Below are 22,662 nucleotides of genomic sequence, written 5' to 3'. Positions count from 1 at the left end.
AACACGCTTGTCAGTCTATGGCGAGCAAACCATTAGAATTATGACGCAGCAGTTTCAAAAGCTCCGCGCCCTGACGGGCATGAAAGACACCCTACCGGGTGAAAGCGCACAGTGGGAGGCCCTGGAGGCTCTGGTGCGGGAATGGCTGGCCAGTTACGGCTATCGCAATATGCGTACTCCCGTGCTGGAACATACCCAGTTGTTTGCCCGTGGCATTGGCGAAGTGACCGATATTGTCGAAAAGGAAATGTATTCCTTTACCGACTCGCTCAATGGCGACAAGCTCACCATGCGTCCCGAGTTTACGGCTGGCATGGTGCGTGCCTCGATTGAGCACAACCTTCTGTATGACCGGCCCCATCGCGTTTACGCCATGGGCCCCGTGTTTCGCCATGAGCGCCCGCAGCGTGGTCGCTATCGTCAGTTCCACCAGATCGACGTGGAAGCGCTTGGTTTGCCTGGTCCAGACGTGGATGCCGAATTGATCGTCATGCTGGCCCGTTTGTGGAAGAAGCTGGGGCTTACCGACATTCGTCTGGAGCTCAATTCACTGGGGCAGGCTGAAGAGCGTGCCGCTCACCGCGCCGCCCTGATCGAACACCTGGAAGCTCACAAGGACGTGCTGGACGAGGAAGCCCAGCGGCGCATGTACACCAATCCCTTGCGGGTCTTGGACACCAAAAATCCGGCCATGCAGGATATGGCTAATGCGGCTCCGCGTCTGTTCGACTTTCTGGGCGAGGAGTCCCGCGCCCACTTCAAGGGTGTGTGTGACCGCCTGGATGATGCCGGTATTGGCTACACCTTGAACCCGCGTCTGGTGCGGGGTCTGGATTACTACAATCTAACGGTGTTCGAGTGGGTAACCGATCGCTTGGGTGCGCAAGGCACGGTGTGCGGCGGGGGACGCTACGACGGTCTGATCGAGCTGATGGGCGGCAAGCCTGCGCCCGCCGTCGGTTTCGCGATTGGCATGGAGCGTTTATTGGATTTGTGCTCCCAAGAGGGTGAGCAGGAGCAGGCCCCTGAGTGCCAGGTTTACATGGTTCACCAAGGTGAGGCTGCCCAGCGCAAGGCCTCGCTTTTGGCCGAGCAGCTGCGTGATGCCGGCCTGCAGGTGATTGTTCACGCCGGCTCCAGCGGCTTTAAGTCCCAGTTCAAGCGGGCCGATGCCAGTGGTGCACAGGCCGCCGTGATATTGGGTGAGGACGAACTTCAAAAAGAACAGGCCAGTGTGAAATGGTTGCGTGCTGCGGATGGCGCCCAGCAGCAACAGTCTGTTGATTTCTCTGAACTCGCCAGTGTTTTGTCAGCAAGGATTTGAGCATGGCCTACGATCTTGAAGAACAGGAAAAACTGGATGCCATGCGGGCATGGTGGGACCGCTGGGGCACCTTGTGCATTGTGCTGGCGTTTGCCGCGTTGGCTGCCGTAGCAGGCTGGCGTGGCTGGCAGTGGTATCAAGGCCATCAGGCCGGGCAGGCCATGGGCTATTTCGAGGCCCTGGAAAGCGCCACGACCCAGACCGGTGAAGAGGCCGAGACGCGCATTCTGGCCGCTAGCACGACCTTGCGTAACGATTTCCCCAAGTCCGGCTACACCTCTCGAGGTGTGTTGCTGGCTGCCCATGCTTTGCAGCAGCGAGGCAATCTGACACCGGCTCGTGAGCAGCTGGAGTGGATGGTCAAGACCAACCACGACCCCGCTCTGACGCCTTTGGCCCGTCTGCGTTTGGCCGGTATCTTGCTGGAGCAGAAAGAGTATGACGAGGCCCTGGCTCAGCTGAACAATCCTCCTGCCAGCTTTGCCGGTCTGTTTGCGGATCGAAAAGGCGATATTTTGGCCGCTCAGGGACAGAATGAAGCAGCACGCGAGGCTTGGAAACAGGCTGTCGAGCTGCTCAAGCAAGACCCCATTTCGCAGTTGGTACAGATCAAACTTGATGCCCTGGCAGGAGCTTAATTCATGTCTCTTCCTACTATTCGTAAATCCTCGTCTTCTGCCATGCGTGCCTTGCGTCTCAGTGCCTTGGCACTCAGTCTGACCGCATTGGCTGGCTGCTCCATGTTCTCCAGCAAGGACCCGCGCTTTGAGCCGGCTCCCCTGACAGAGTACACCCCGGGTGTGGCGGCCAAGATCAGCTGGAGCACCTCGATTGGCAGCGGTGCGGATTCGGGCTTTGCGCCACAGGTGGCCGGCTCCTCGGTTTACGCGGCGACCGTCTCCGGTCAGGTCAGTAAAGTGGATCTGGACACGGGGCGTGTGCAATGGTCGGCCAATGCGGGCAAGAAGTTGACCGCCGGTGCTGGCTCGGATGGAGTGGTGACGGCAGTTGCCTCGGTAGACGGTAATGTCATTGCATTTGACGACTCGGGCAAGGAATTGTGGCGCAGCCGTAGCAGCAGTGCTGTGAATGTGCCGCCTGCCGTCGGGGCCGGCGTGGTGGTGGTGCGTACCAGCGATTATCGTTTGCAAGCCTTTGATGCCAGCACAGGCGATCTGCGCTGGAGTCTGCAGCGTCCAGGGCCGGCACTGTCGTTGAAGACCAGCATGCAAATGCGCATTATTGATGGCCTGTTGTTGGCCGGCATGCCCAATGGTCGCTTGATGGCGATTGACGTGGCTCAAGGTCGTCTGGTCTGGGAGGGCAGCATTTCCGTGTCCCGCGGCGCCACCGACCTGGAACGCATTAACGACGTTGTGGGCGCTCCGCAAGTGGTCGATCCTTTGCTGTGTGGCGCAACCTATCAGGGTCGGGTGGCGTGCTTTGACGTGTCCCAGGGCGGTCGCCTGGTGTGGGACAGGGAATTTTCGGCCGGTACCGGTATCGCAGCGGACAATCAGATGTTGTATGCCGCCAATAGCCGCGATCAGATTGACGCGTTTGCCCTGACAGACGGGCAAACCATCTGGACGCAAAAGGCATTGCGAAACCGTGGTCTGGCTCCTTTGGCCGTCTTGCCCCAGGCGCTTGCCGCCGGTGACAAGGAAGGCTATGTTCACTTTCTATCGCGACTGGACGGCACCTTGCTGGGCCGGGTCAGTGTCGGCGGTGGTGCCATTGTGTCGCCTTTGGTCGGAACCCCGCGTGGGGTTCTGGTCCAGACGGGCAATGGTAATTTGGTCTTGGTTGGAATCAATTGAAAAGCGTTTCTTTTAAGCCCGTTGTGGCTTTGGTCGGTCGAGCCAACGTTGGCAAGTCCACTTTGTTCAATCGCCTGACGCGTTCGCGCGCGGCGCTGGTGGCCAACTTCCCTGGCCTGACTCGCGACCGTCATTACGGCGAAGGCCGGGTTGGCAGCCGTCCCTATATCGTGGTCGATACGGGCGGTTTCGAGCCGGTGGCTAAAACCGGCATGCTGCTGGAGATGGCTCGCCAGACCCAGCAAGCCATTGCCGAAGCCGACGTCGTTGTCTTCCTGGTCGATGCCCGCGAGGGCGTCAATGCGTTGGACCTGGAAATTGCGCAGTTACTGCGCAAGCTGGGTCAGAAAGTGCTGCTGGCTGTCAATAAGGCCGAGGGCATGCGCTATGAGGCTGGCGGTGTCGAGTTTCACGAGCTGGGCCTGGGCCAGCCTTACCTGATTTCGGCCTCTCACGGCGACGGGGTGGAAGAGCTGATCAATCTGGCCCTGGAGCAGGTACCCAGTCCTGAGCCTGATCAGGATGGGCAGGACGACGAGCAATTCCAGCACCGTATCAAGCTGGCGATTGTGGGCCGACCCAATGTGGGCAAATCCACCCTGATCAATACCCTGGTCGGTGAAGAGCGTGTGATTGCCTTTGACCAGCCCGGAACGACTCGCGATGCCATCGAAATCGAGTTCGAACGCAACGGGGTGGAGTACACCCTGATCGACACGGCCGGACTGCGCAAGCGCGGCAAGGTGTTCGAGGCGGTGGAAAAGTTTTCGGTGATCAAGACCTTGCAGGCAATTGAGGCCTGCAACGTAGTCTTGCTGATGATTGACGCACATACGGAAATTTCCGACCAGGACGCCAGTATTGCCGGCTTCGTTGTGGAAACCGGGCGTGCGCTGGTGGTGGGCATCAATAAGTGGGACGGGCTGGACGAGTATCAGCGCGAGTGGATCAAGCGCGAGTTCGATCGCAAGCTGCGCTTTTTGAACTTTGCCAAGATGCACACCTTGTCGGCGTTGAAAGGGCAGGGCATCAATCCCTTGCTCAAATCGGTCAATGAGGCCCATGCCGCCGCTTTCTCGAAATTGTCTACACCCAAGCTCACCCGTGTGATGCAAGAAGCGGTGGAACAGCAACAGCCGCCGCGTAAAGGCATTTTCCGTCCCAAGTTGCGGTATGCTCACCAAGGGGGCATGAACCCTCCGATCGTGGTGATTCACGGCAACGCCCTGGACGCAATTTCGGACAGTTATCGCCGCTATCTGGAAAGCCGTTTTCGCGAGGCCTTCAAGCTGGAAGGCACCCCTTTGCGAATCGAATTCAAATCATCTAAGAACCCTTATTTGAAGGATGCGTAATGAGCCGTTTGTGGAGTGATCATGTCGCTGGACTTTCTCCCTATGTTCCGGGTGAGCAGGTCAAGCTGGATAACCTCTTGAAGCTGAACACAAACGAGCATCCTTACGGTCCGTCGCCCAAAGCGCTGGAAGCGATTCGTCAGGCGGCGACCGATAATTTGCGTCTTTACCCGTCCTACAGCGCCCAGGAGCTGCGTGACGCGGTGGCTCACAATCACGGCGTCAACGCCAATAACGTTTTCCTGGGCAACGGCTCGGACGAAGTGCTGGCCCATGTGTTCAGCGCCTTGTTCCTGCGCGGCGTGCGTCCGGTCCTGTTGCCGGATATCACCTACAGCTTTTACACCACGTATTGTTCGTACTTTGGCGTGCCGGCTGACATCGTGCCGCTGCGCGAGGATTTCACGCTGAATGTGCAGGATTATGTGCGCAAGCGCAGCCTGCCGCCCGCCGGCATTATTTTTGCCAATCCGAATGCGCCGACCGGGATTCCTTTGTCGCTGGAAGACATTGAAGCGATTCTTTCCGCTAACCCTGACACGACGGTAGTGGTGGATGAGGCTTATGTGGACTTTGGCGGTACGTCCTCGGTTGGTCTGCTGGAAAAATACGACAATCTGGTGGTCATCCAGACCATGTCCAAGTCGCGGGCGCTGGCCGGTCTGCGCGTGGGTTACGCCTTGGCCAGCGCGGACATCATTCAAGCCCTGGAGCGTGTGAAAGACAGTTTCAACTCCTACCCCATGGACACCATCGCTCAAGTGGGTGCCGTGGCTTCCCTGAAGGATACGGCGTATTTTGAACGCCAGTGTCAGGCAGTCATTGATGCCCGTGAACAGTTGCGCGCCGACCTGCAGCAGCTCGGTTTTGAGGTTTTGCCCTCCAAAGCGAACTTTTTGATGGCTACGCACCCTAAGCATTCAGCTGCTGGTATTCAGCAGGCCTTGCGTGAGCATGGAATTCTGGTTCGCTATTTCCGTCAGCCACGCATTGAGCAGTATTTACGTATTACGGTAGGATCGCCCGAACAATGTGCCCGACTGTGCAACAGTTTGCGGCAGATTCTCGGGCAGAGCGCCTGATATACACCTATAGATAAAAAACTCCAGTCTGGAACGTGCGGATTCAGGGAAAACCCGGTAAAGTAGTGGGATTCGCTTCCATTTCTGGAAAAACAACATAACCGGAGCCTCACCAATGAGCAATAAAGGGCAAATTCTACAAGACCCGTTTTTGAACGCGCTGCGCAAGGAGCATATCCCTGTGTCGATCTACCTGGTCAACGGCATCAAGCTGCAAGGTCAGATCGAGTCCTTCGATCAGTATGTCGTACTGCTGCGCAATACAGTCACTCAAATGGTGTATAAGCACGCGATCTCTACTGTCGTTCCTGCACGCCCCGTCACTTTGGCTGCGGATGAGCAGGCTGAATAAGTCCTCGCCCAGTTCGTTGTACTCTGAAAGACCCGTCTCGCGGAGCCCGCGAGCGGGTCTTTGTTTCTGGAGCAAGCGTTGAAGGCACTGGTCATTAGTGTGGACATGGGCGAGCTGGATTACAAAGCCCATGCTGAAGAGTTTTTGATGTTGGCAGAAGGTGCCGGTGCCCAGATCGCTGAGCTGCTGGTGGTACGTCGTTCCCGTCCGGATCCGGCCTATTACATCGGAACCGGCAAGCTGGAAGAGGCCGTCGCGCTGGCCAAGGCCACGGGAGCCGAAGTCGTCTTGTTCGATCATGCCCTCAGTCCGGCCCAGCAGCGCAACCTGGAGCGCAAGCTGGAGTTGCGCGTGGTCGACCGGGTCGCCCTGATTCTGGATATTTTTGCCTTGCGGGCGCAAAGTCACGAAGGGAAATTGCAGGTCGAGCTGGCCCAGTTGCAGCATCTGACTTCTCGGCTGACGCGCATGTGGACTCACCTGGAGCGTCAGAAAGGCGGGATCGGGATGCGGGGTCCGGGCGAATCGCAGCTGGAAATGGACCGTCGCATGATTGGCGACAAGGTTCGTACCTTGCGCGAGCGTCTGGCCAAGGTGCAGCGTCAACGCAGCACGCAGCGTCGTGCCCGCACCCGTAGCGGCACCTTGTCAGTGTCGCTGGTGGGCTATACCAATACAGGCAAATCCACACTGTTCAATGCCTTGACCCGGGCGGATGCGTACGCGGCGGATCAATTGTTTGCCACGCTTGATACCACCACACGTCGTATCTGGATTGAAGGGGCCGGGCAGGTTGTGATTTCGGATACGGTAGGTTTCATCCGTGATCTGCCACCGACCTTGATTGCGGCCTTCCGGGCCACGCTGGAAGAGACTGTCCATGCGGATTTGCTGCTGCATGTGGTTGATGCGGCCAACCCGCAACGCGATGAACAAATCGCTGAAGTTCATAAGGTTCTGGAAGACATCGGGGCCCATGAAATACCGCGCATTCTGGTCTACAACAAAATTGACCAGGCCGGCTACGAGCCACGGGTAGAGCGGGACGAACATGGTACTATTGCCCGAGTCTTTGTTAGCGCTTTAGAGCGCATCGGATTGGATGGGTTGCGTACGGCAATCGTCGAATCAGGTCATTTCGCGGAAAACAATGCGTCTGAACAATAAAATATTCAATCTCAATGATCCCGGTTGGGGACGAGACAGTGGCAAAAACGGTTCCGAGCCACCTCGCCGCCCCGAGAAACAAGATGGCCCGCCTGACCTCGACGAGGTGTGGCGTGACTTCAACAGTCGCCTGGGATCTTTATTTGGCAAAAAGGGACGTCGCTCCCCTCCCGGCGGCACGCCGCCCGGTAGTGGCACTGGCCCGTCCCTTCCCAAGGGTTCCCCCAAGCTGTTCGTCATCGGCGGTGTGGTGGCAGTTGGCTTGTGGTTGGCCAGTGGCTTTACCATCGTGCAGGAAGGGCAGGTGGCCGTAGTGACGCGTTTTGGCGCGTATACGAAAACCTTGAATCCCGGTTTGCAGTGGCGCTGGCCCGCGCCGATCGAAGATTACCAGATCGTTAATATTTCCCAGTTGCGCACCTTTGAGGTGGGCTACCGTGGCAGCTCCCGCAATAAAGTCCTGCCTGAGTCACTGATGCTCACGACCGACGAGAACATCGTCGACATGCAGTACGTGGTTCAGTATCGACTGCTGCCCAACGGCGCGCCCGATTATCTGTTCAATACCAACAACCCGGATGAGTCGGTGCGTCAGGCGGCAGAAACCGCCATGCGTGAAGTCGTGGGCAAGCAGCCCATGGACTCGGTGCTGTATTCCGGCCGTACGCAGATTGCCTCGGATGTGCAGCAGTTGGCCCAGTCCATTCTGGATCGCTACCGCACCGGCATTCAGATCAGCACGGTTGCCATTCAGAACGTACAGCCGCCCGAGCAGGTTCAGGCCGCTTTTGACGATGCCGTCAAGGCTGGTCAGGACCGCGAGCGTCAGATCAATGAAGGTCAGGCTTATGCCAACAAGGTCCTGCCGGAAGCGGCTGGTCAAGTGGCACGCATGATGCAGGAATCCGAGGGCTACAAGGCTCGGGTGATCGGCGATGCCAAGGGTGATACCGCTCGTTTCGGCAGTGTTGAGGCTGAATACGTGAAGGCGCCGGGTGTGACCCGCGATCGTCTGTACCTGTCCACGATCCAGGAAATTCTGGAGCGTACCAGCAAGGTATTGGTTGATACCCGTAGCGATAACAACATGATCTATCTGCCTTTGGACAAGATTGTGCGTCAGGTGGGCAGTCGTACTGATATGGAGCCTTCCGCTCCCGTTGCGTCGGCTGCTTCGCAAGGACAGACCTCCCGCCCGGCCGCCCCGGCCGCGGCTTCCAAGGCGCCAGCACCCGCCAATCCAGCCAGTCTGGATACCTCGCTGGGCTCTTTGGTCAGTCCTTATTCCCCATACGCACGCTAGGAGAGCTTGATGCAACGTTTATTTCCTGCTCTGGTGGCCTTGGCGGTAATTGTCGGTCTGCTGCTGTCTTCGGTCTTTATCGTGCGTGAGCGCGATGCGGCCCTGGTTTTTGCCTTGGGTGAAGTGCGCACCACCATTACAAGCCCCGGCCTGTATTTCAAGTTGCCACCGCCGTTTGAAAACGTGGTGTTCCTGGACAAGCGTCTGCAGACCATTGAAACCAAGGATCCCGAGCGTATTCAGACTTCTGAAAAGAAGAACCTGCTGATCGACTCTTACGTTAAATGGCGTATTTCCGATCCGCGTCTGTTTTACGTGACCTTTGGCGCAACCGATCGTGGTGCGGTCGAGCGCTTGCAGGCGCAGATTCGTGATGCGCTGAACGCTGCGGTGAACGTGCGCACCGTGAAAGAGGTGGTCTCCACCGAGCGTGATGCCATCATGCGTGAAGTGTTGACGTCTGTTGAGGCCCGCGCACGTCCTTTGGGCGTGGAAGTGGTGGACGTGCGTTTGCGTCGTATTGATTTCGCTCCCGAGATTTCGGAATCTGTGTACCGCCGTATGGAAGCGGAACGGACCCAGGAAGCCAATCGTCTGCGTGCGACCGGTGCTGCGGAAGGTGAGCGTATTCGTGCCGAGGCAGACCGTCAGCGTGAAGAGCTGCTGGCCGATGCCTACGCCAAGGCCCAGGCCGTCCGTGGTCAAGGTGATGGTGAAGCAGCTGCCATTTACTCCGAGACGTATGGCAAGAACCCCGAGTTCTACCGCTTCTATCGCAGTCTGGAAGCCTATCGCAGTGCCTTCAGCCAGCAAAGCGATACATTGGTCATCAGTCCCGATTCTGATTTCTTCAAGTATTGGGGCAAGCAAGGATCAGCCGCAGCACCTGCGAACTGATCAGCGCTATAGAACTCAGGGCCGCGGGGTGTTCCACCCGCGGCCCTGATCGTTTATACTAGCGTGTAAGTTACTAACACCACTTCGCATGCGACTTAGGCGGCTTACAGGCCCCAAGTCGCTTTTTGTTTGGCTGGAACTTTCGTTTATAAGTAGTCCGAGGCACGAGTATGTCCAATTGGTTGTTGCCAGAGAGCCTGGCTGATATCTTGCCTGCAGAGGCGCGTCGCATCGAGGAACTGCGCCGCGATTTGCTAGACTTGTATCGTACTTACGGGTTCGAACTGGTCGCTCCGCCCTTGGTGGAGTATCTGGAATCCCTGCAAGCGGTATCTGGCACAGATCTGAATCTGCGTACCAGCAAAGTCGTCGACCAAATCTCGGGTCGTACCATGGGGGTGCGTGCCGACATGACGCCTCAGGTGGCCCGCATCGATGCCCACCTGCTCAACCGCGAGGGCGTGACCCGGCTTTGCTACTGCGGCTCGGTCTTGCATGCGCGTCCGGCGGGCTTGCTGTCGGATCGTGAGTTGCTGCAGATTGGCGCGGAAATTTTTGGCCATGCCGGTATTGAGTCTGACCTGGAAGTGGTGCAGTTGGCCTTGGAAAGTGTGGGCCGGGCAGGGGTTCATCATCCTCGCCTGGACTTGAATTACCCCGATCTGGGGCGCTTTCTGATCGAGCGCGATCCTATTTTGAAAAGCCGCGTGGCGGAAGTGTGTGAACTGCTCAATGCCAAAGATGTTTCTGGCTTGCGGGCCCTGGGTCGGGATTCGGGCTGTCTGCCTGAAACGACCCGCTATCTGCTGGCCTTGACCTCCTTGTATGGCGATGGCAGCGTGCTGGAGCGCGCTCGCAGTGTCTTGCCCGATGAGCCCGAGGTGCGGGAAGCCTTGGGCAGCCTGCGCAGCTTTATTGATGCTTTGCCCGACCACGAGATTACGGTGGACCTGGCCGATATTGGCAGTGGGTATGCCTACCATTCGGGTTTGATTTTCTCGGTCTATGCCGAAGGTTGGCATGACGCTTTGGTTAAGGGCGGACGCTTTGACGGTATTGGGCGCATGTATGGTCGTGCCCGTCCCGCAACCGGCTTCAGCCTGGATTTACGCAAACTCTCGGCCGGGCTGGCGCCGGCCCAGGCGGCCCGTGCCGTACGCGCTCCCTGGGGGAGCGATGCCGCCCTGATTGCGGCGGTAAAGCAGTTGCGTCAACGCGGTGAAATTGTGATTCAGATGCTGCCCGGTCAGCAACTGAGTCTGGATGAATTCGTGATCGACCGCGAGTTGTTCTCGTCGGACGGTCAGTGGCAGGTTAGGGCGCTGTAAGCCAGACGGCTTGTGGCGTTGGTGATTGTTATCGGTCCGGCACCGTGCCGGCCTCCTTTATTCTGATACTAGACATGAGCAAAAACCTTGTGGTGATTGGCACCCAGTGGGGTGACGAAGGCAAAGGCAAGATCGTCGACTGGCTGGCCGAGTCCGCGCATGGCGTGGTTCGTTTCCAGGGTGGGCATAACGCTGGCCATACATTGTGGATTAATGGCAAAAAGACGATTTTGCGCTTGATTCCTTCGGGCATCATGCACGGGCACGTCACTTGCTACATTGGCAATGGCGTGGTGCTCTCGCCCGAAGCCCTGTTGACCGAGATCGCCGAGCTGGAAGCAGCCGGTCTGGATGTGCGTTCGCGCCTGCAGATCTCGCCTGCCTGCCCGCTGATTTTGCCCTATCACATTGCTGTGGATCAGGCGCGCGAAAAGCGTAAGGGTGACGGCAAGATTGGTACAACCGGTCGTGGTATTGGCCCAGCCTATGAAGACAAGGTGGCCCGTCGCGCTCTGCGTGTGCAGGATTTGTATGATCCTGAGATTTTTGACGAAAAACTGTCCGAAGCGCTGGATTACCACAACTTTGTGCTGACTCAGTATCTGGGCGCGGAAGCGGTATCGGCTGAGCTGGTGCGTGATCAGGCCATGAAGCATGCCGAGCAGCTCGCTCCGATGGTGGCGGACGTCTCCAACAATCTGTATCAGGCCAAGAAGGCTGGGCAGAAGCTGTTGTTTGAAGGCGCTCAAGGCGCACTGTTGGATATTGACCACGGTACTTACCCCTTCGTTACCAGCAGCAACTGCCTGTCCGGTGCGGCTTCTGCCGGTTCGGGCGTCGGCCCCCAGGAACTGAGCTATGTACTGGGTATTGCCAAGTCCTACACCACGCGCGTGGGTTCGGGCCCATTCCCGACGGAATTGCTGGATGACACTGGCATGCGTCTGGCAACGGTTGGCAAGGAGTTTGGTTCGGTTACCGGTCGTCCACGTCGTTGCGGCTGGTTTGATGCCGCCGCCATGAAACGCTCGGTAATGATCAACGGTATTTCCGGTCTGTGCATCACCAAGCTGGACGTGCTGGACGGCGTGGAGCAGATCAAGATTGGTGTGGGTTACCGCTACAAAGGCGAGTTCCTGGACGTCTTGCCCTACGGCGCACATGCAGTGGCCGAAGCCGAGCCGGTTCTGGAAGAAATGCCCGGCTGGACCGAGTCCACCGTAGGCGTGACCGATTACGACAAGCTGCCTATCAATGCACGTCGCTATCTGGAACGCATTGCCGAGCTGTGCGATGTGCCGATCGATATGGTTTCCACGGGGCCAGATCGCAACGAAACCATCGTATTGCGCGATCCGTTTACCAAATAAGCAATTTATCGCGTTATAATGCCTTGCACCGTTGTACGGTGCGTACAAAGCGGCCTAAAAGGCCGCTTTGTCGTTCTGGACGCTGCGCGGCCTACCAGACTCTTGTTTTGCAGGTATCAACGCGCAGTAAGTGCATTTAATCTGGAATACATATGAGTCTGCCCCCAAATAGCGATACTGATGAATGGGTCTCCTGGGAACAATACAATCGTCTGATTGAGCAATTGGCCCTGATCATTCACGAATCAGGTTGGAAATTCGACAAAATTGTCTGCCTGGCCCGCGGTGGTATGAGGGTGGGGGACGTTATTTCGCGTATCTATGATGTACCTTTGGGTATCCTGGCAACCAGCAGCTATCGTGAAGCGGCGGGCACTGAGCAGGGCGAACTGGATATTGCGCAATACATCACCATTACTCGTGGCACCTTGGATGGCAATGTGCTGCTGGTCGATGATATGGTCGATACAGGCAAGACTTTTATGCGTGTGCGCGATCACTTGCGTGCACAATTTCCGGCGATCACCGAGTTGAAAACCGCCGTTTTGTGGTGGAAAGGCCACGCCCAGGTCGACCCGGACTATTACGTGTCCAAGTTGCCCACAAATCCCTGGATTCATCAGCCTTTTGAGGACTACGATAGCATTCGCCCTCATCAGCTGGACGCCTGGATTCGCAAGGGTACTGGCCAGGCTTGATCGCCGGCATTCAGATACTTGGTGGATAGCCCATTTGCGCCTTGCTTGGTGTATGCCTGCAATCGTGCTACCATAATGGGCTATCTGTTACGCTAACTCTTTTTACAAAGGTCAGGGATTACATGTCCATTGTTCGCCTGAAAGAAAACGAACCCTTTGAAGTTGCTCTGCGCCGCTTCAAACGCACTATTGAAAAAACCGGTCTGTTGACCGAACTGCGTTCGCGCGAATTCTACGAAAAGCCAACGGCCGAGCGCAAGCGCAAGCACGCTGCCGCCGTGAAGCGTCATTACAAACGCATCCGCAGCCAGCAACTGCCCCCACGCTTGTATTGATCCCTGAATCTTTTGTTCAGGAACTGCTCGCCCGTGTCGATGTCGTAGATGTCGTCGGGCGGTACGTGCAGTTGCGTAAAGGCGGGGCCAACTTGCTTGGCCTATGCCCTTTTCACAACGAAAAATCCCCTTCATTTACAGTCAGTCCGACCAAGCAGTTTTATCATTGCTTTGGTTGCGGCGCTCACGGATCGGCAATCTCGTTCCTGATGGAACACACAGGGGCTTCATTCCCTGAAGCGGTACGCAGCTTGGCTGCCTCCGTCGGGATGACCGTGCCCGAAGCAGATCGTACCCCGCGCCAACGAGCGGCCGATGCCCGTCGAAAAGACGAACTATCGCGCCAGCATCATATTCTTGAAACGGCACAGGGGCATTACCTCCGTCAACTGAAACAGTCACCCATTGCCATCGATTATCTGAAGCGTCGTGGCCTGGATGGGGAGACGGCTGCCCGTTTCGGCCTGGGCTGGACCGGTACCGAGCGACGTGGGCTGTCGGCTGTGTTTCCACAGTACGAAGACAAGCAACTGGTTGAGTCCGGTCTGGTGATCGAGTCCGAGGATGGTCGTCGCTATGACCGCTTTCGTTCGCGCATCATGTTTCCGATTCGCAGCACCAAGGGCCATATCATTGGCTTTGGTGGCCGTCTGATTGAAAAAGGCGAACCTAAATACCTTAATTCTCCGGAAACCACGCTGTTCTCCAAAGGCCACGAACTGTATGGCCTGTGGGAAGGGCGCCAGGGCATACGCAAAGAAGGCTTTGTTCTGATTGTGGAAGGGTATATGGACGTGGTTGCCTTGTCGCAGCACGGCCTGCACAATGCCGTCGCGACCTTGGGTACGGCAACCACGGAACATCACATCACCAAGCTGATGCGCGCCAGTGACAGACTGGTGTTTTGCTTTGACGGCGACCGTGCGGGTCGCAAGGCCGCCTGGCGTGCCTTAACTACCTGTCTGCCTCTGGTTCGTGATGATGTCTCGATCCGATTCATGTTTCTGGCGGATAATCACGACCCCGATTCCTTTGTTCGTGAATTTGGCGCGGAGGCGTTTCGCGAACAAGCCCAGCAAGCCGCCGCTTTATCGCGCTTTTTCCTGGATGAGCTGGCGGCCCATCATCGCATGGACGAGGCAGAAGGCCGCGCTGCTTGCGTCCACGAAGCCTTGCCTTTGTTGCTGGAGCTGGCTGACAGCACCTTGAAGGTGCAGATTCAGCATGAGTTCGCCCGCATGGTGATGCTGACCCCGGACGAGCTGGCGCAGCGTCTCAGTACGGTAGAGCCGGTGCGCCGACCGGCGCTTGATGCACCGGCAGCCCAGGACGGTCTGGTGGCCCGGCCGCCTGTACCTGCGCAGTCCGCACCGGACGGGATGGAACCGTTTGAGGATGGTTTTGACGGTTCGTTTGCTGACAGCCTGCCCATGGATGGCTGGCACGATGATGCCGACTGGCAACCCCAGCCGGATTATCAGCAGCGTCCTGCTCCAGCGCGAGGCAAGGACAGAAATGCTCGCCCACGCCCGGATCGCGCTCCGCTGGGCGGTAGCCGTGCGGTGACTCCGATGGCCAAGCGATTGCTGCGCTTGCTGATCGGACATCCTACTCTGGTGGGTGAACTGGGTGATCAACAGCTTGAAATTTTGGCTCAAAGCCCCCATTTGCGTCTTGTGCAGGAGTTGATTGCGTTAAGCAATATCAGCTCGGCGCGTCATGCAGGTGCGTTGCTGGAGGCGGTGGACCCCGAGTCTGATCTGGCACCCGTGCTGGAAGCGCTGGCCACCGAGCTGTTGGGCGAAGAGGAATTGCCCGACCCGCAAGGCGAATGGCGTGATGCGCTCTATCGCATTGAACTCGATGCGATCAAGGCAGAGCAATCGGCTTTGGTGGCCACAGGCCTGAAAGAGCCTGAACAGCGTCAGCGTTATCAAGAATTGACACGCCGTATTGCTTTGTTGAATGCTGCTTATACTCGGCAAGTGAAGTAAAATATTGGGTTATGTGTTGTGTTTGTGGCCGGCCAGGGGGTTAAAACTGGTACGCGAGCAAATGTGGCGGGTAGCGGATTGTGAACCACCTTATGCCTTGAGCCCGGAGCCAGGGATTACATTTATTTAGGGTTCGCTAGCGCAGCACGTCCAGGAGCAAGCCGGTTGTGAACACGCTCATTATCAGGCTCTTGCCTGTACGACTCGGTGGCTACATATTTAGTGCCACAGGGGTAAATGGCGTCTATGGAAGAAAATATGACTCAAACGACTGGTAAAACCTCGACGACGGTCTCTCGGTCTGCTAAGAAAACTTTGGCCGCGACAGCAAAATCAGGGGCATCAAGCTCGGTAGAGCTCGATGAGCTTCACGAAAGTGGAGAGCCAGGCGCAGCGCCTGCCAAAAAGGCAGCTAAAAAGGCGGCTGCTAAAAAGACGGTAGCCAAAAAAGCGGTTGCCAAGAAAACAGCGGTCAAGGCCGCTACCGGCGGTCGCCGTGGACGTCCTGCAAAAAACGCAAATAACGACGGCATCGATTTTGTCGATGACGACGAAATGGGCGAAGAAGAGGTCATTCCTGATCTCAAACCGGTTGCCAAGCGTGGAGCCAAGCGCGCCAAGGCCGAAAAAGACGTGTTCGGTGTGCGCGGCCAGTTGAGCCCGGAAGAACAGGAAGCGCGTCGCAATCGCCTCAAGGCACTGATCAAGCTGGGCAAGGACCGGGGTTACCTGACTTACAGCGAGATCAATGACCACCTGCCCGACGATCTGGTGGATGTCGAAGCCATTGACGGCATTATCGGCACCTTCAGTGACATGGGTATTTCGGTTTACGACCAGGCTCCCGACGCGGATACCTTGCTCATGAGCGATAACGCGCCCATGGCATCCAGCGACGATGATGTCGAGGACGAAGCCGAAGCTGCACTAACCACCGTGGATTCCGACTTCGGTCGCACCACAGACCCGGTGCGCATGTACATGCGCGAGATGGGGTCGGTGGAGTTGCTGACGCGCGAGGGCGAGATTGAAATCGCCAAGCGTATCGAAGACGGCCTGAAGCACATGGTGATGGCTATTGCCGCTTGTCCTACCACCGTTAACGAAATTCTGGCCTACGTTCAGCGTGTACGTGAAGGCGTCATGCAGATCGACGAAGTGGTTGACGGTCTGGTGGATGATGATGGCGAAGAGTACGCCGGCTCCGGTGTCACTGCCGACGACGAGGACGAAGGTCCAGCCGGCGGCATGAGCAGCAAGCAGATTGAATATCTGCGCAACAAGTCGCTCAAGAAGTTCGACATCATCGGCGAGTGGTTTGACAAGATGCGCGTCTCTTTTGAGACCGAAGGCTACAAGAGCCCGGGCTATGTGCAGGCTCAGGAAACCATTCTGAACGAATTCATGGGCATTCGCTTTACTGCCAAAATGGTGGAGAAGCTGGCCGATACCATGCGTGAACAGGTTGCGATCGTGCGTCAGCATGAGCGTGAAATCCTGACCATCTGTGTGGATCGGGCGGACATGCCACGCGCCCACTTCATCAAGGCGTTCCCCGGCAACGAAACCAATCTGGACTGGGTGGTGCAGGAAGTGGCTGCCGGCCATCCCTACAGCGCCATTCTGGAACGTCACATCCCTGCGATTCAGGAAATCCAGCAAAAGCTGATCGACCTGCAAACCAGTGTTGTGTTGCCGCTGAAGGATCTGAAAGAGGTCAACAAGCGCATGACCACGGGCGAAGCCAAGGCACGCAAAGCCAAGCGCGAAATGACCGAGGCCAACCTGCGTCTGGTGATCTCCATTGCCAAGAAGTACACCAACCGTGGCCTGCAGTTCCTGGATCTGATTCAGGAAGGCAATATCGGTTTGATGAAGGCAGTGGACAAGTTCGAGTACCGTCGTGGCTACAAATTCTCCACGTATGCAACGTGGTGGATTCGTCAGGCCATTACGCGTTCGATTGCCGACCAGGCCCGTACGATTCGTATTCCGGTTCACATGATCGAGACGATCAACAAGATGAACCGTATCAATCGTCAGATCCTGCAGGAAACCGGCGTTGAGCCTGATCCGGCAACCTTGGCCCAGAAGATGGACATGCCTGAAGACAAGGTTCGCAAGATTTTGAAGATCGCCAAAGAGCCTATCTCCATGGAAACGCCGATCGGTGACGACGACGATTCTCATTTGGGCGACTTCATTGAGGACAACAACACCGTTTCGCCGTCGGATTCCGCCTTGCACGGTTCGATGCGCGATGTGGTCAAAGACGTCCTGGATTCCTTGACGCCCCGCGAAGCCAAGGTGCTGCGCATGCGTTTCGGTATTGAGATGAGCACCGACCAGACGCTGGAAGAGGTGGGCAAGCAGTTTGACGTTACGCGCGAGCGTATTCGTCAAATAGAGGCCAAGGCCTTGCGCAAGCTGCGTCATCCTAGTCGTGCAGACAAACTGAAGAGCTTCCTGGAAAGCCAGTAAGTTGTGAGCAAGTCTGTATAGAGCTTAAAAAAAACCCGGTCTGCGAAGACCGGGTTTTTTTGTGCTCCTAGTGCTCCTAGTGCTCCTAGTGCTCCTAGTGCTCCTAGTGCTCCTAGTGCTCCTAGTGCTCCGCCCAGCCTGACGAGGTGCGTTTTCAAGGCTTGGACGCGGCCTTCGATCGGGGCGGGGAGGGCGTCTTTTTTGACGGACTAAATGGTTTTATTGCTCCTTGCCATGGGGGCAACAGAGAGCAGGGAGAGTCTGGCTGTTTCGGGAGATCAGGCCGGGTCCAGGTCCAGCTTGAAGACACAGCCTTTGCCATCAGGTCCGCTTTGCACGCTTAAGCTCCAGCCCTGTGCCAGCGCCAGTTGGCGGGCCAAGGCCAGACCTATTCCTCGGTGGCCTTCTTCTCGGGTGCCTGTCGGCAACTGTTTACCTTGGCTGAAATGGCGCTCGAAAATAAGAATCCGATCTTGCTCGGCAATCCCGGGGCCGTCATCCTGCAAGGCCAGTACGCTGGGCGAAATCCAGCGTAGTTGCAGCTTGCAGGGCGCGGCGTGATCGATGGCATTGCGCATCAGGATGCGCAACAACATGGACAAGGCGTAGGGGTCCAGGGTGTAGAGCAGAGTGTCGGGCAACTGGTTGCTCCATCGCACATTGCTGCTGTTGGCATCCAGCAAGGCGACGGCTTGCCAGGTTTGTTGGGCCAGCTCGCGGATATCGACCTCGCGTACATGGCGTTCGGCCGTATAGGCCAGACTTTCCGCCGCGTCCAGACTGGCGCTAATGGCATCGGCCTGAACCATCATGCGTTTCAACCGTTGCTGTGATGGCCCCTCAGGCAGTTGCAGCAGCAAGAGCTCGCAATCACTGCGTATGCCGGTCAGTCCGGTCCGCAGTTCATGGCCCAGATTGGCGGCAAACTCTCGTTCGTGGTTAAGCAGTTCCTCAACGTGCTCCTGCATACGGTTAAAGGCCCGGATCAGGCGGCCCGCTTCGTCATCCTGATGCTCTGGCAGGCCAGAGCGGCCCGGCGCCCAGTTTTCCAGATGACGGGACAGTGTCAGCATGGGCGCGACTGCATGGCGGGCAACACGGCGACCAAGCAGGAAAACCAACAGGATCGTGGCGGAGCCGATCAGGGAAAGAATCAGGCCGAACTCCCGTACCCGGTCCTCGTGCGGGGTGGCCCGGTACACCAGATAAAGCTGGCCTTGCTCCTTGTCCTGCCGCAGTACGTGCCAGGTGTCGCTGCCTATATGAAATTCGTAGAGCCCCGGTTCGGGCACGCGAGCGAACTGGGGCAGATTGTCCTTGGGTTGCTCGGGTACAAACCAGTAGGTATCCAGTTCGGCTCCCAGTGCCTCGCTGCGGCCATAGCCACTGTCGGGCAGCCAAGAGGGGTTGCGCGCGTAAGAGACCAACATGGCGTTGACCATCCCGTCTTCCATGCGGGCAAACGCGATATAAGCCAAGCCTCCCATAATGACGACGAGCAGAGCAGCAATCAGGGTCAGGGCCCACGATACGCGCTGGGTCAGGGTGCTCATGAAACGGCTACGGCGCAGTGCTTGGGCCATGGTTTAACTCTCCTGTTGCAAACGCCAGCCCATGCCCGGCAAGGTTTCGATGGTGCCTGCACCGGCTTCCGACAGGGCCCGTCGCAGAAGATGGATTTGGCTGCGCAATGCTTCAGGCGAAGGGGCACCCTGTGGCCAGAGTGTTTTTTCCAGTGCGCGACGCGTCAAAATGGCCTGCGGATCACGCAACAAGGCCTCCAGCAGCTGGCGGGCCTTGAAGTTCAGGTGTAGTTCTTGCCCGTTCACGCTGACCAATGCGGAATCCAGGTTGTATTCCAGACTCCCCCAACGCAGGGAGCCATGTTGGACCTGTGGCGGCCCCCGTCGCAACAAGGCCCGCAAGCGTGCCTCGACCTCGGCTAGCGCGAAGGGTTTGATCAGGTAATCGTCTGCGCCCAGGTCAAAGGCGGTCAACTTGCTCTCCAACTGGCTGCGGGCGGTCAGAACCAGAGTGGGGATGGGGCTATGCCGGGATTGGCGCAAGGCCTGAAGCACCCCAAAACCGTCCAGGCCCGGCAAGCCCAGGTCCAGCACCAGGGCATCGAAATCCTGTTCCTCCAGCAGTGCGAGGGCGCCATTGCCATCGTAGGCGGCATCCACCACAAAGCCTTTCAACTCCAGGTAGGTATAGAGATTTTCGGCAATCGTTGTATCGTTTTCAACAATCAGGACACGCATGACAGCTTGTTCCACAGAGTAAGGCCGGTTCTTGGTGAGCTTACTGCACCTAAGGCTGTTCAGGGTAGACGCAGCAAGACAGGTACCCAGCCATTGATCTGCAGCCATTGGGCCAGCGCGAAAACGGGCCAGATCAGGAAATAGGGTAGCGCATCACGCAATGTTCGTGCCAGGCCGCCTAAAGAGACTTGCAGTTCAGCAGGGCTGTTCCACAGACTCAGGCGTGGGGCCAGACGAGGGACGCGCTCACAGTAATCCAGATAGGCCTGACCAAACACCTTTTGCAGCAGGACCTGCTCTTCGTCAATCACATTATTGAATACGGCGTAGACGAACAGGGCCAGTACAGGGCCCAGTAGCAGGCTGCCCGACAGGGCTCCCATACCCATGACCGCGCATAGTGAAAACAGGTATAAAGGGTTGCGACTGATGGAATAGGGGCCCTGGCTGATCAGGCTGGAACCTTTGTGTCCGCCCAGATACAGCATGCACCAGCAACGGCCCAGTACGGCAATCAGGACCAGGCCCAGCCCGCTCATGCGTGTGAACTGGAACACCAGTGAGTCGGCCTGCCAGGTGGGCGCAAAGAACGGCAAAATGAGGACCATAAGACCGCCAAACACCCCCAAGGTGCGACGGCGCTGCACCTGAACGCTGGCCAGGTGTTCCCACGCCTGTTCGACGGTGGCGCGTTGGCTATGTGAAGCGGACCAGCGCTTGGGGTTCACAATCAGGGGATAGAAAGCCAGGCTGCCCAGCAACCAGACAATGGCCAGCGAGGCAAATACCTGTGGTAGGTCAAGACGCTCCTGGTCGGCTTCCAGCAGGCCCAGCAAAAATGCACACACTAGTCCCGCCAGCAGACCGCCCCAGCGCAGGCGGGACTGGTTCAAGGCCCAGCCTGCAAAGTACAAATGCAGCAGGCCGGCTCCCACCGCAACGACCGCCCCCACACCCAGCAGGGGTTTGAGCTCGGGCACCCACAAGTACATGATGTGCAGCCCGTAGGAATCAGCCGTACGCTGCAGCAGTAGCATCAACAAGGGAACCGCCAGAAACAGACTGGTGCCCAACAGCATGATGCGCTTGCCCGGCAAGGCGTCCTGTCCACGCAAACGCAACAGTTTCCAGGCGGCAAATGACAGGCCAGCAGCCGCAATCAAGCCGGTCAACAGGCCTTGTGCTTCTTTCATTTCATGGGCCATATGGCCAGGCTGACGGCTGACGGCCAGTAACGGGTTGAGCGGTGACCAGTCCTGAGTCAGGCTGGCCAGCCAGAGAAACAAGAAAGTGACTCCTAGAACCTGGGTTAAGAGGTAAAACAAAGCGTTACGCTGTACCTGGATAGAGGTGCCGGACATAAAGAAATCTCGCCAAGAATAAGAGGGAACCGGAACTGGTTCTCTGCTGACGGGCTCAATGTATCGTTGGCAGCGTAAAATCCGCGTGAAATTGCGCCAGGCCCCAGCGGGCCGATGAGAGCGAAGCAGCGTTCCCGGGTTCGGTCAGCGGTCGATGACCGAGCCCGGGCATGCGTGCCTGTCTGTGTTAGTGATCGCGCTCATGGACCCGGCGACCGGCACTGTAGCTGGCTTGAATGCAGCGGTCATCGCCCAGCAGGGCCAGTACGAATAGCTGTTCTTCCAGCGAGTTCAGCAAGGCGCTGCGGCGCGCCATCAAGGCGGTGGCCTTGGGGTCCAGGACAATAAAGTCGGCCTCGGCGCCGGGTGCCAGCGTCCCGATTTGCCCTTGCATGTCCAGGGCGCGGGCGGCGCCTTCGGTGGCCATGTAAAACATAGACGTCGCCGTCAGGTGGTAGTTGTTCAGACGCGCTACTTTGTGCGCCTCGTTCATGGTGCGCAGCATGGAGAACGAGGTGCCGCCGCCGACATCGGTGGCTAGCGTGTGCAGAACCTTGCTTTGACGGATGGATTGAAAGTCGAACAGGCCCGAGGCCAGAAACAGGTTCGAGGTTGGGCAATGGGCCGCGACACTGCCAGTATCATGCATGCGTGCCCGATCCTGTTCATCCAGCCAGATGCTGTGACCGTAGATAGCGCGAGGGCGTAGCAGGCCAAAGCTGTCATACACATCCAGGTAGCTGCGGTTCGTGGGAAAGAGCTCACTCACCCATTTGATCTCGTCTTTATTTTCGGCCACATGGGTTTGTAAAAACACGTCAGGGTAAGCACGGGCCAGCTCGCCACAGGCTGCTAATTGTTCCGGGCTAGAGGTGGGCGCAAAACGGGGGGTCAGGGCGTAAAGCTGGCGGCCTTTGCCATGCCAGCGTTGAATCAGGTCTTCCGAATCGCGCGCGCCGGACTCGGCCGTATCTTGCAAATAATCCGGGCAGTTGCGGTCCATCATCACTTTGCCCGCAATCATGCGCAGATTGCGCTCGTGGCTTTCCTCGAAAAATGCATCCACCGACTGGGGGTGGACACTGCCGTAGACCAGGGCAGTCGTCGTGCCATTGCGCAGCAGCTCATCCAGAAAAACGCCGGCCACTTCGCGAGCATGTGCGCTGTCACCGAAACGGCCTTCTGTCGGAAACGTGTAGGTTTCCAGCCAGGGCAGCAGGCCGCTGGCCGGAGAGGCGATGATATCCGTTTGTGGAAAGTGCAGGTGTGTGTCGATCATGCCCGGCATGATGATTTTCCCGCTCAGATCAAGCGTTTGCGTACCGGCAGGCAACGTGTCCGACAGCTCGGACCAGTCGCCGCAGGCCTGAATCCGGCCTTGTTCATTGACCAGCAACAGACCGTCGCTATGGTAGCGTACTGCCTCGGCAGGGTCTTCCAGCGTGGCGGGGTCCGCTACAAAGTACAGCAGTTGGGCGCGGTAGGCGCAGGCAGGGTGTAAAGAGGTAGTCATAGTGTCCTTGAAGTCGGGGTC

Annotated in this window: 19 protein-coding genes; 15 read left to right on the top strand and 4 right to left on the bottom strand. The window is 57.6% G+C overall.

Features of this window, described 5'->3' with window-relative positions; all coding sequences use genetic code 11:
• Positions 1-40 precede the first annotated feature (40 nt).
• The 15 genes from hisS (at position 41) to rpoD (ending at position 17,506) form a co-directional block, all read left to right on the top strand.
• On the top strand, positions 41-1,324 hold the full coding sequence (gene hisS / locus ACOZ42_RS10205) for a histidine--tRNA ligase (protein WP_003799315.1): 1,284 nt from the start codon (positions 41-43) through the stop codon (positions 1,322-1,324).
• 2 nt (positions 1,325-1,326) lie between these two features.
• Complete coding sequence (locus ACOZ42_RS10200; protein ID WP_003799318.1) at positions 1,327-1,962, top strand: YfgM family protein; 636 nt, start codon at positions 1,327-1,329, stop codon at positions 1,960-1,962.
• A 3-nt stretch (positions 1,963-1,965) separates the two neighbouring features.
• On the top strand, positions 1,966-3,144 hold the full coding sequence (gene bamB, locus ACOZ42_RS10195) for an outer membrane protein assembly factor BamB (RefSeq protein ID WP_426345099.1): 1,179 nt from the start codon (positions 1,966-1,968) through the stop codon (positions 3,142-3,144).
• A complete protein-coding gene (gene der, locus ACOZ42_RS10190; protein ID WP_003799325.1) occupies positions 3,141-4,499 on the top strand; it encodes a ribosome biogenesis GTPase Der in 1,359 nt (452 codons plus the stop codon). The genes bamB and der overlap by 4 nt, the downstream gene beginning before the upstream one ends.
• Complete coding sequence (gene hisC, locus ACOZ42_RS10185) at positions 4,499-5,581, top strand: histidinol-phosphate transaminase (RefSeq protein ID WP_131070664.1); 1,083 nt, start codon at positions 4,499-4,501, stop codon at positions 5,579-5,581. The genes der and hisC overlap by 1 nt, the downstream gene beginning before the upstream one ends.
• A gap of 115 nt (positions 5,582-5,696) precedes the next feature.
• Positions 5,697-5,933, top strand: coding sequence for an RNA chaperone Hfq (gene hfq, locus ACOZ42_RS10180; RefSeq protein WP_003799329.1), 237 nt, complete (start codon positions 5,697-5,699; stop codon positions 5,931-5,933).
• A gap of 78 nt (positions 5,934-6,011) precedes the next feature.
• Positions 6,012-7,100, top strand: a complete 1,089-nt coding sequence (gene hflX / locus ACOZ42_RS10175) for a GTPase HflX (RefSeq protein WP_039942895.1) — start codon at positions 6,012-6,014, stop codon at positions 7,098-7,100.
• Positions 7,084-8,403: an FtsH protease activity modulator HflK gene (gene hflK, locus ACOZ42_RS10170; protein WP_003799334.1), complete on the top strand. Its 1,320-nt coding sequence runs from the start codon at positions 7,084-7,086 to the stop codon at positions 8,401-8,403. The genes hflX and hflK overlap by 17 nt, the downstream gene beginning before the upstream one ends.
• A gap of 9 nt (positions 8,404-8,412) precedes the next feature.
• Complete coding sequence (gene hflC / locus ACOZ42_RS10165) at positions 8,413-9,300, top strand: protease modulator HflC (protein ID WP_003799336.1); 888 nt, start codon at positions 8,413-8,415, stop codon at positions 9,298-9,300.
• Between the two features lie 170 nt (positions 9,301-9,470).
• Positions 9,471-10,628, top strand: coding sequence for an ATP phosphoribosyltransferase regulatory subunit (locus tag ACOZ42_RS10160; protein WP_415301766.1), 1,158 nt, complete (start codon positions 9,471-9,473; stop codon positions 10,626-10,628).
• 74 nt (positions 10,629-10,702) lie between these two features.
• A complete protein-coding gene (locus tag ACOZ42_RS10155; RefSeq protein WP_003799340.1) occupies positions 10,703-11,998 on the top strand; it encodes an adenylosuccinate synthase in 1,296 nt (431 codons plus the stop codon).
• 152 nt (positions 11,999-12,150) lie between these two features.
• Positions 12,151-12,696 (top strand): phosphoribosyltransferase, encoded by a 546-nt coding sequence (locus tag ACOZ42_RS10150; protein WP_003799341.1) that lies wholly within the window; start codon positions 12,151-12,153, stop codon positions 12,694-12,696.
• 122 nt (positions 12,697-12,818) lie between these two features.
• On the top strand, positions 12,819-13,031 hold the full coding sequence (rpsU, locus tag ACOZ42_RS10145) for a 30S ribosomal protein S21 (protein ID WP_003799344.1): 213 nt from the start codon (positions 12,819-12,821) through the stop codon (positions 13,029-13,031).
• Positions 13,028-15,025 (top strand): DNA primase, encoded by a 1,998-nt coding sequence (gene dnaG, locus ACOZ42_RS10140; protein WP_003799346.1) that lies wholly within the window; start codon positions 13,028-13,030, stop codon positions 15,023-15,025. The genes rpsU and dnaG overlap by 4 nt, the downstream gene beginning before the upstream one ends.
• Before the next feature lie 258 nt (positions 15,026-15,283).
• Positions 15,284-17,506 carry an RNA polymerase sigma factor RpoD gene (gene rpoD, locus ACOZ42_RS10135; RefSeq protein ID WP_039942896.1) on the top strand — a complete coding sequence of 741 codons (2,223 nt, stop codon included), beginning with the start codon at positions 15,284-15,286 and terminating at the stop codon, positions 17,504-17,506.
• A 278-nt stretch (positions 17,507-17,784) separates the two neighbouring features.
• Here rpoD and ACOZ42_RS10130 read toward each other — a convergent pair whose 3' ends face one another.
• The 4 genes from ACOZ42_RS10130 to guaD form a co-directional block, all read right to left on the bottom strand.
• Positions 17,785-19,089, bottom strand: coding sequence for a sensor histidine kinase (locus tag ACOZ42_RS10130; protein WP_426345098.1), 1,305 nt, complete (start codon positions 19,087-19,089; stop codon positions 17,785-17,787).
• Positions 19,090-19,092: 3 nt separating this feature from the next.
• On the bottom strand, positions 19,093-19,767 hold the full coding sequence (locus tag ACOZ42_RS10125; protein ID WP_003799351.1) for a response regulator transcription factor: 675 nt from the start codon (positions 19,765-19,767) through the stop codon (positions 19,093-19,095).
• Positions 19,768-19,826: 59 nt separating this feature from the next.
• Positions 19,827-21,128, bottom strand: coding sequence for a methyltransferase family protein (locus ACOZ42_RS10120; RefSeq protein ID WP_059318852.1), 1,302 nt, complete (start codon positions 21,126-21,128; stop codon positions 19,827-19,829).
• 187 nt (positions 21,129-21,315) lie between these two features.
• Positions 21,316-22,641 carry a guanine deaminase gene (gene guaD / locus ACOZ42_RS10115; protein ID WP_003799356.1) on the bottom strand — a complete coding sequence of 442 codons (1,326 nt, stop codon included), beginning with the start codon at positions 22,639-22,641 and terminating at the stop codon, positions 21,316-21,318.
• Between the last annotated feature and the right edge of the window lie 21 nt (positions 22,642-22,662).

The sequence above is a fragment of the Alcaligenes sp. HNGD-HTN06 genome (genome assembly GCF_049932565.1).
Classification (GTDB): Bacteria; Pseudomonadota; Gammaproteobacteria; order Burkholderiales; family Burkholderiaceae_B; genus Alcaligenes; species Alcaligenes ammonioxydans.
The sequence above is the reverse complement of the archived record's forward strand: the minus strand, read 5'-3'. Positions and strand labels throughout refer to the sequence as shown.

Bases quoted from the DNA above. Each gene is read 5' to 3' on its own strand.
- hisS (WP_003799315.1), top strand. From the start codon at position 41: ATGACGCAGCAGTTTCAAAAGCTCCGCGCCCTGACGGGCATGAAAGAC.
- ACOZ42_RS10200 (WP_003799318.1), top strand. From the start codon at position 1,327: ATGGCCTACGATCTTGAAGAACAGGAAAAACTGGATGCCATGCGGGCA.
- bamB (WP_426345099.1), top strand. From the start codon at position 1,966: ATGTCTCTTCCTACTATTCGTAAATCCTCGTCTTCTGCCATGCGTGCC.
- hisC (WP_131070664.1), top strand. From the start codon at position 4,499: ATGAGCCGTTTGTGGAGTGATCATGTCGCTGGACTTTCTCCCTATGTT.
- hfq (WP_003799329.1), top strand. From the start codon at position 5,697: ATGAGCAATAAAGGGCAAATTCTACAAGACCCGTTTTTGAACGCGCTG.
- hflK (WP_003799334.1), top strand. From the start codon at position 7,084: ATGCGTCTGAACAATAAAATATTCAATCTCAATGATCCCGGTTGGGGA.
- hflC (WP_003799336.1), top strand. From the start codon at position 8,413: ATGCAACGTTTATTTCCTGCTCTGGTGGCCTTGGCGGTAATTGTCGGT.
- ACOZ42_RS10160 (WP_415301766.1), top strand. From the start codon at position 9,471: ATGTCCAATTGGTTGTTGCCAGAGAGCCTGGCTGATATCTTGCCTGCA.
- ACOZ42_RS10155 (WP_003799340.1), top strand. From the start codon at position 10,703: ATGAGCAAAAACCTTGTGGTGATTGGCACCCAGTGGGGTGACGAAGGC.
- ACOZ42_RS10150 (WP_003799341.1), top strand. From the start codon at position 12,151: ATGAGTCTGCCCCCAAATAGCGATACTGATGAATGGGTCTCCTGGGAA.
- rpsU (WP_003799344.1), top strand. From the start codon at position 12,819: ATGTCCATTGTTCGCCTGAAAGAAAACGAACCCTTTGAAGTTGCTCTG.
- rpoD (WP_039942896.1), top strand. From the start codon at position 15,284: ATGACTCAAACGACTGGTAAAACCTCGACGACGGTCTCTCGGTCTGCT.
- ACOZ42_RS10130 (WP_426345098.1), bottom strand. From the start codon at position 19,089: ATGGCCCAAGCACTGCGCCGTAGCCGTTTCATGAGCACCCTGACCCAG.
- ACOZ42_RS10125 (WP_003799351.1), bottom strand. From the start codon at position 19,767: ATGCGTGTCCTGATTGTTGAAAACGATACAACGATTGCCGAAAATCTC.
- ACOZ42_RS10120 (WP_059318852.1), bottom strand. From the start codon at position 21,128: ATGTCCGGCACCTCTATCCAGGTACAGCGTAACGCTTTGTTTTACCTC.
- guaD (WP_003799356.1), bottom strand. From the start codon at position 22,641: ATGACTACCTCTTTACACCCTGCCTGCGCCTACCGCGCCCAACTGCTG.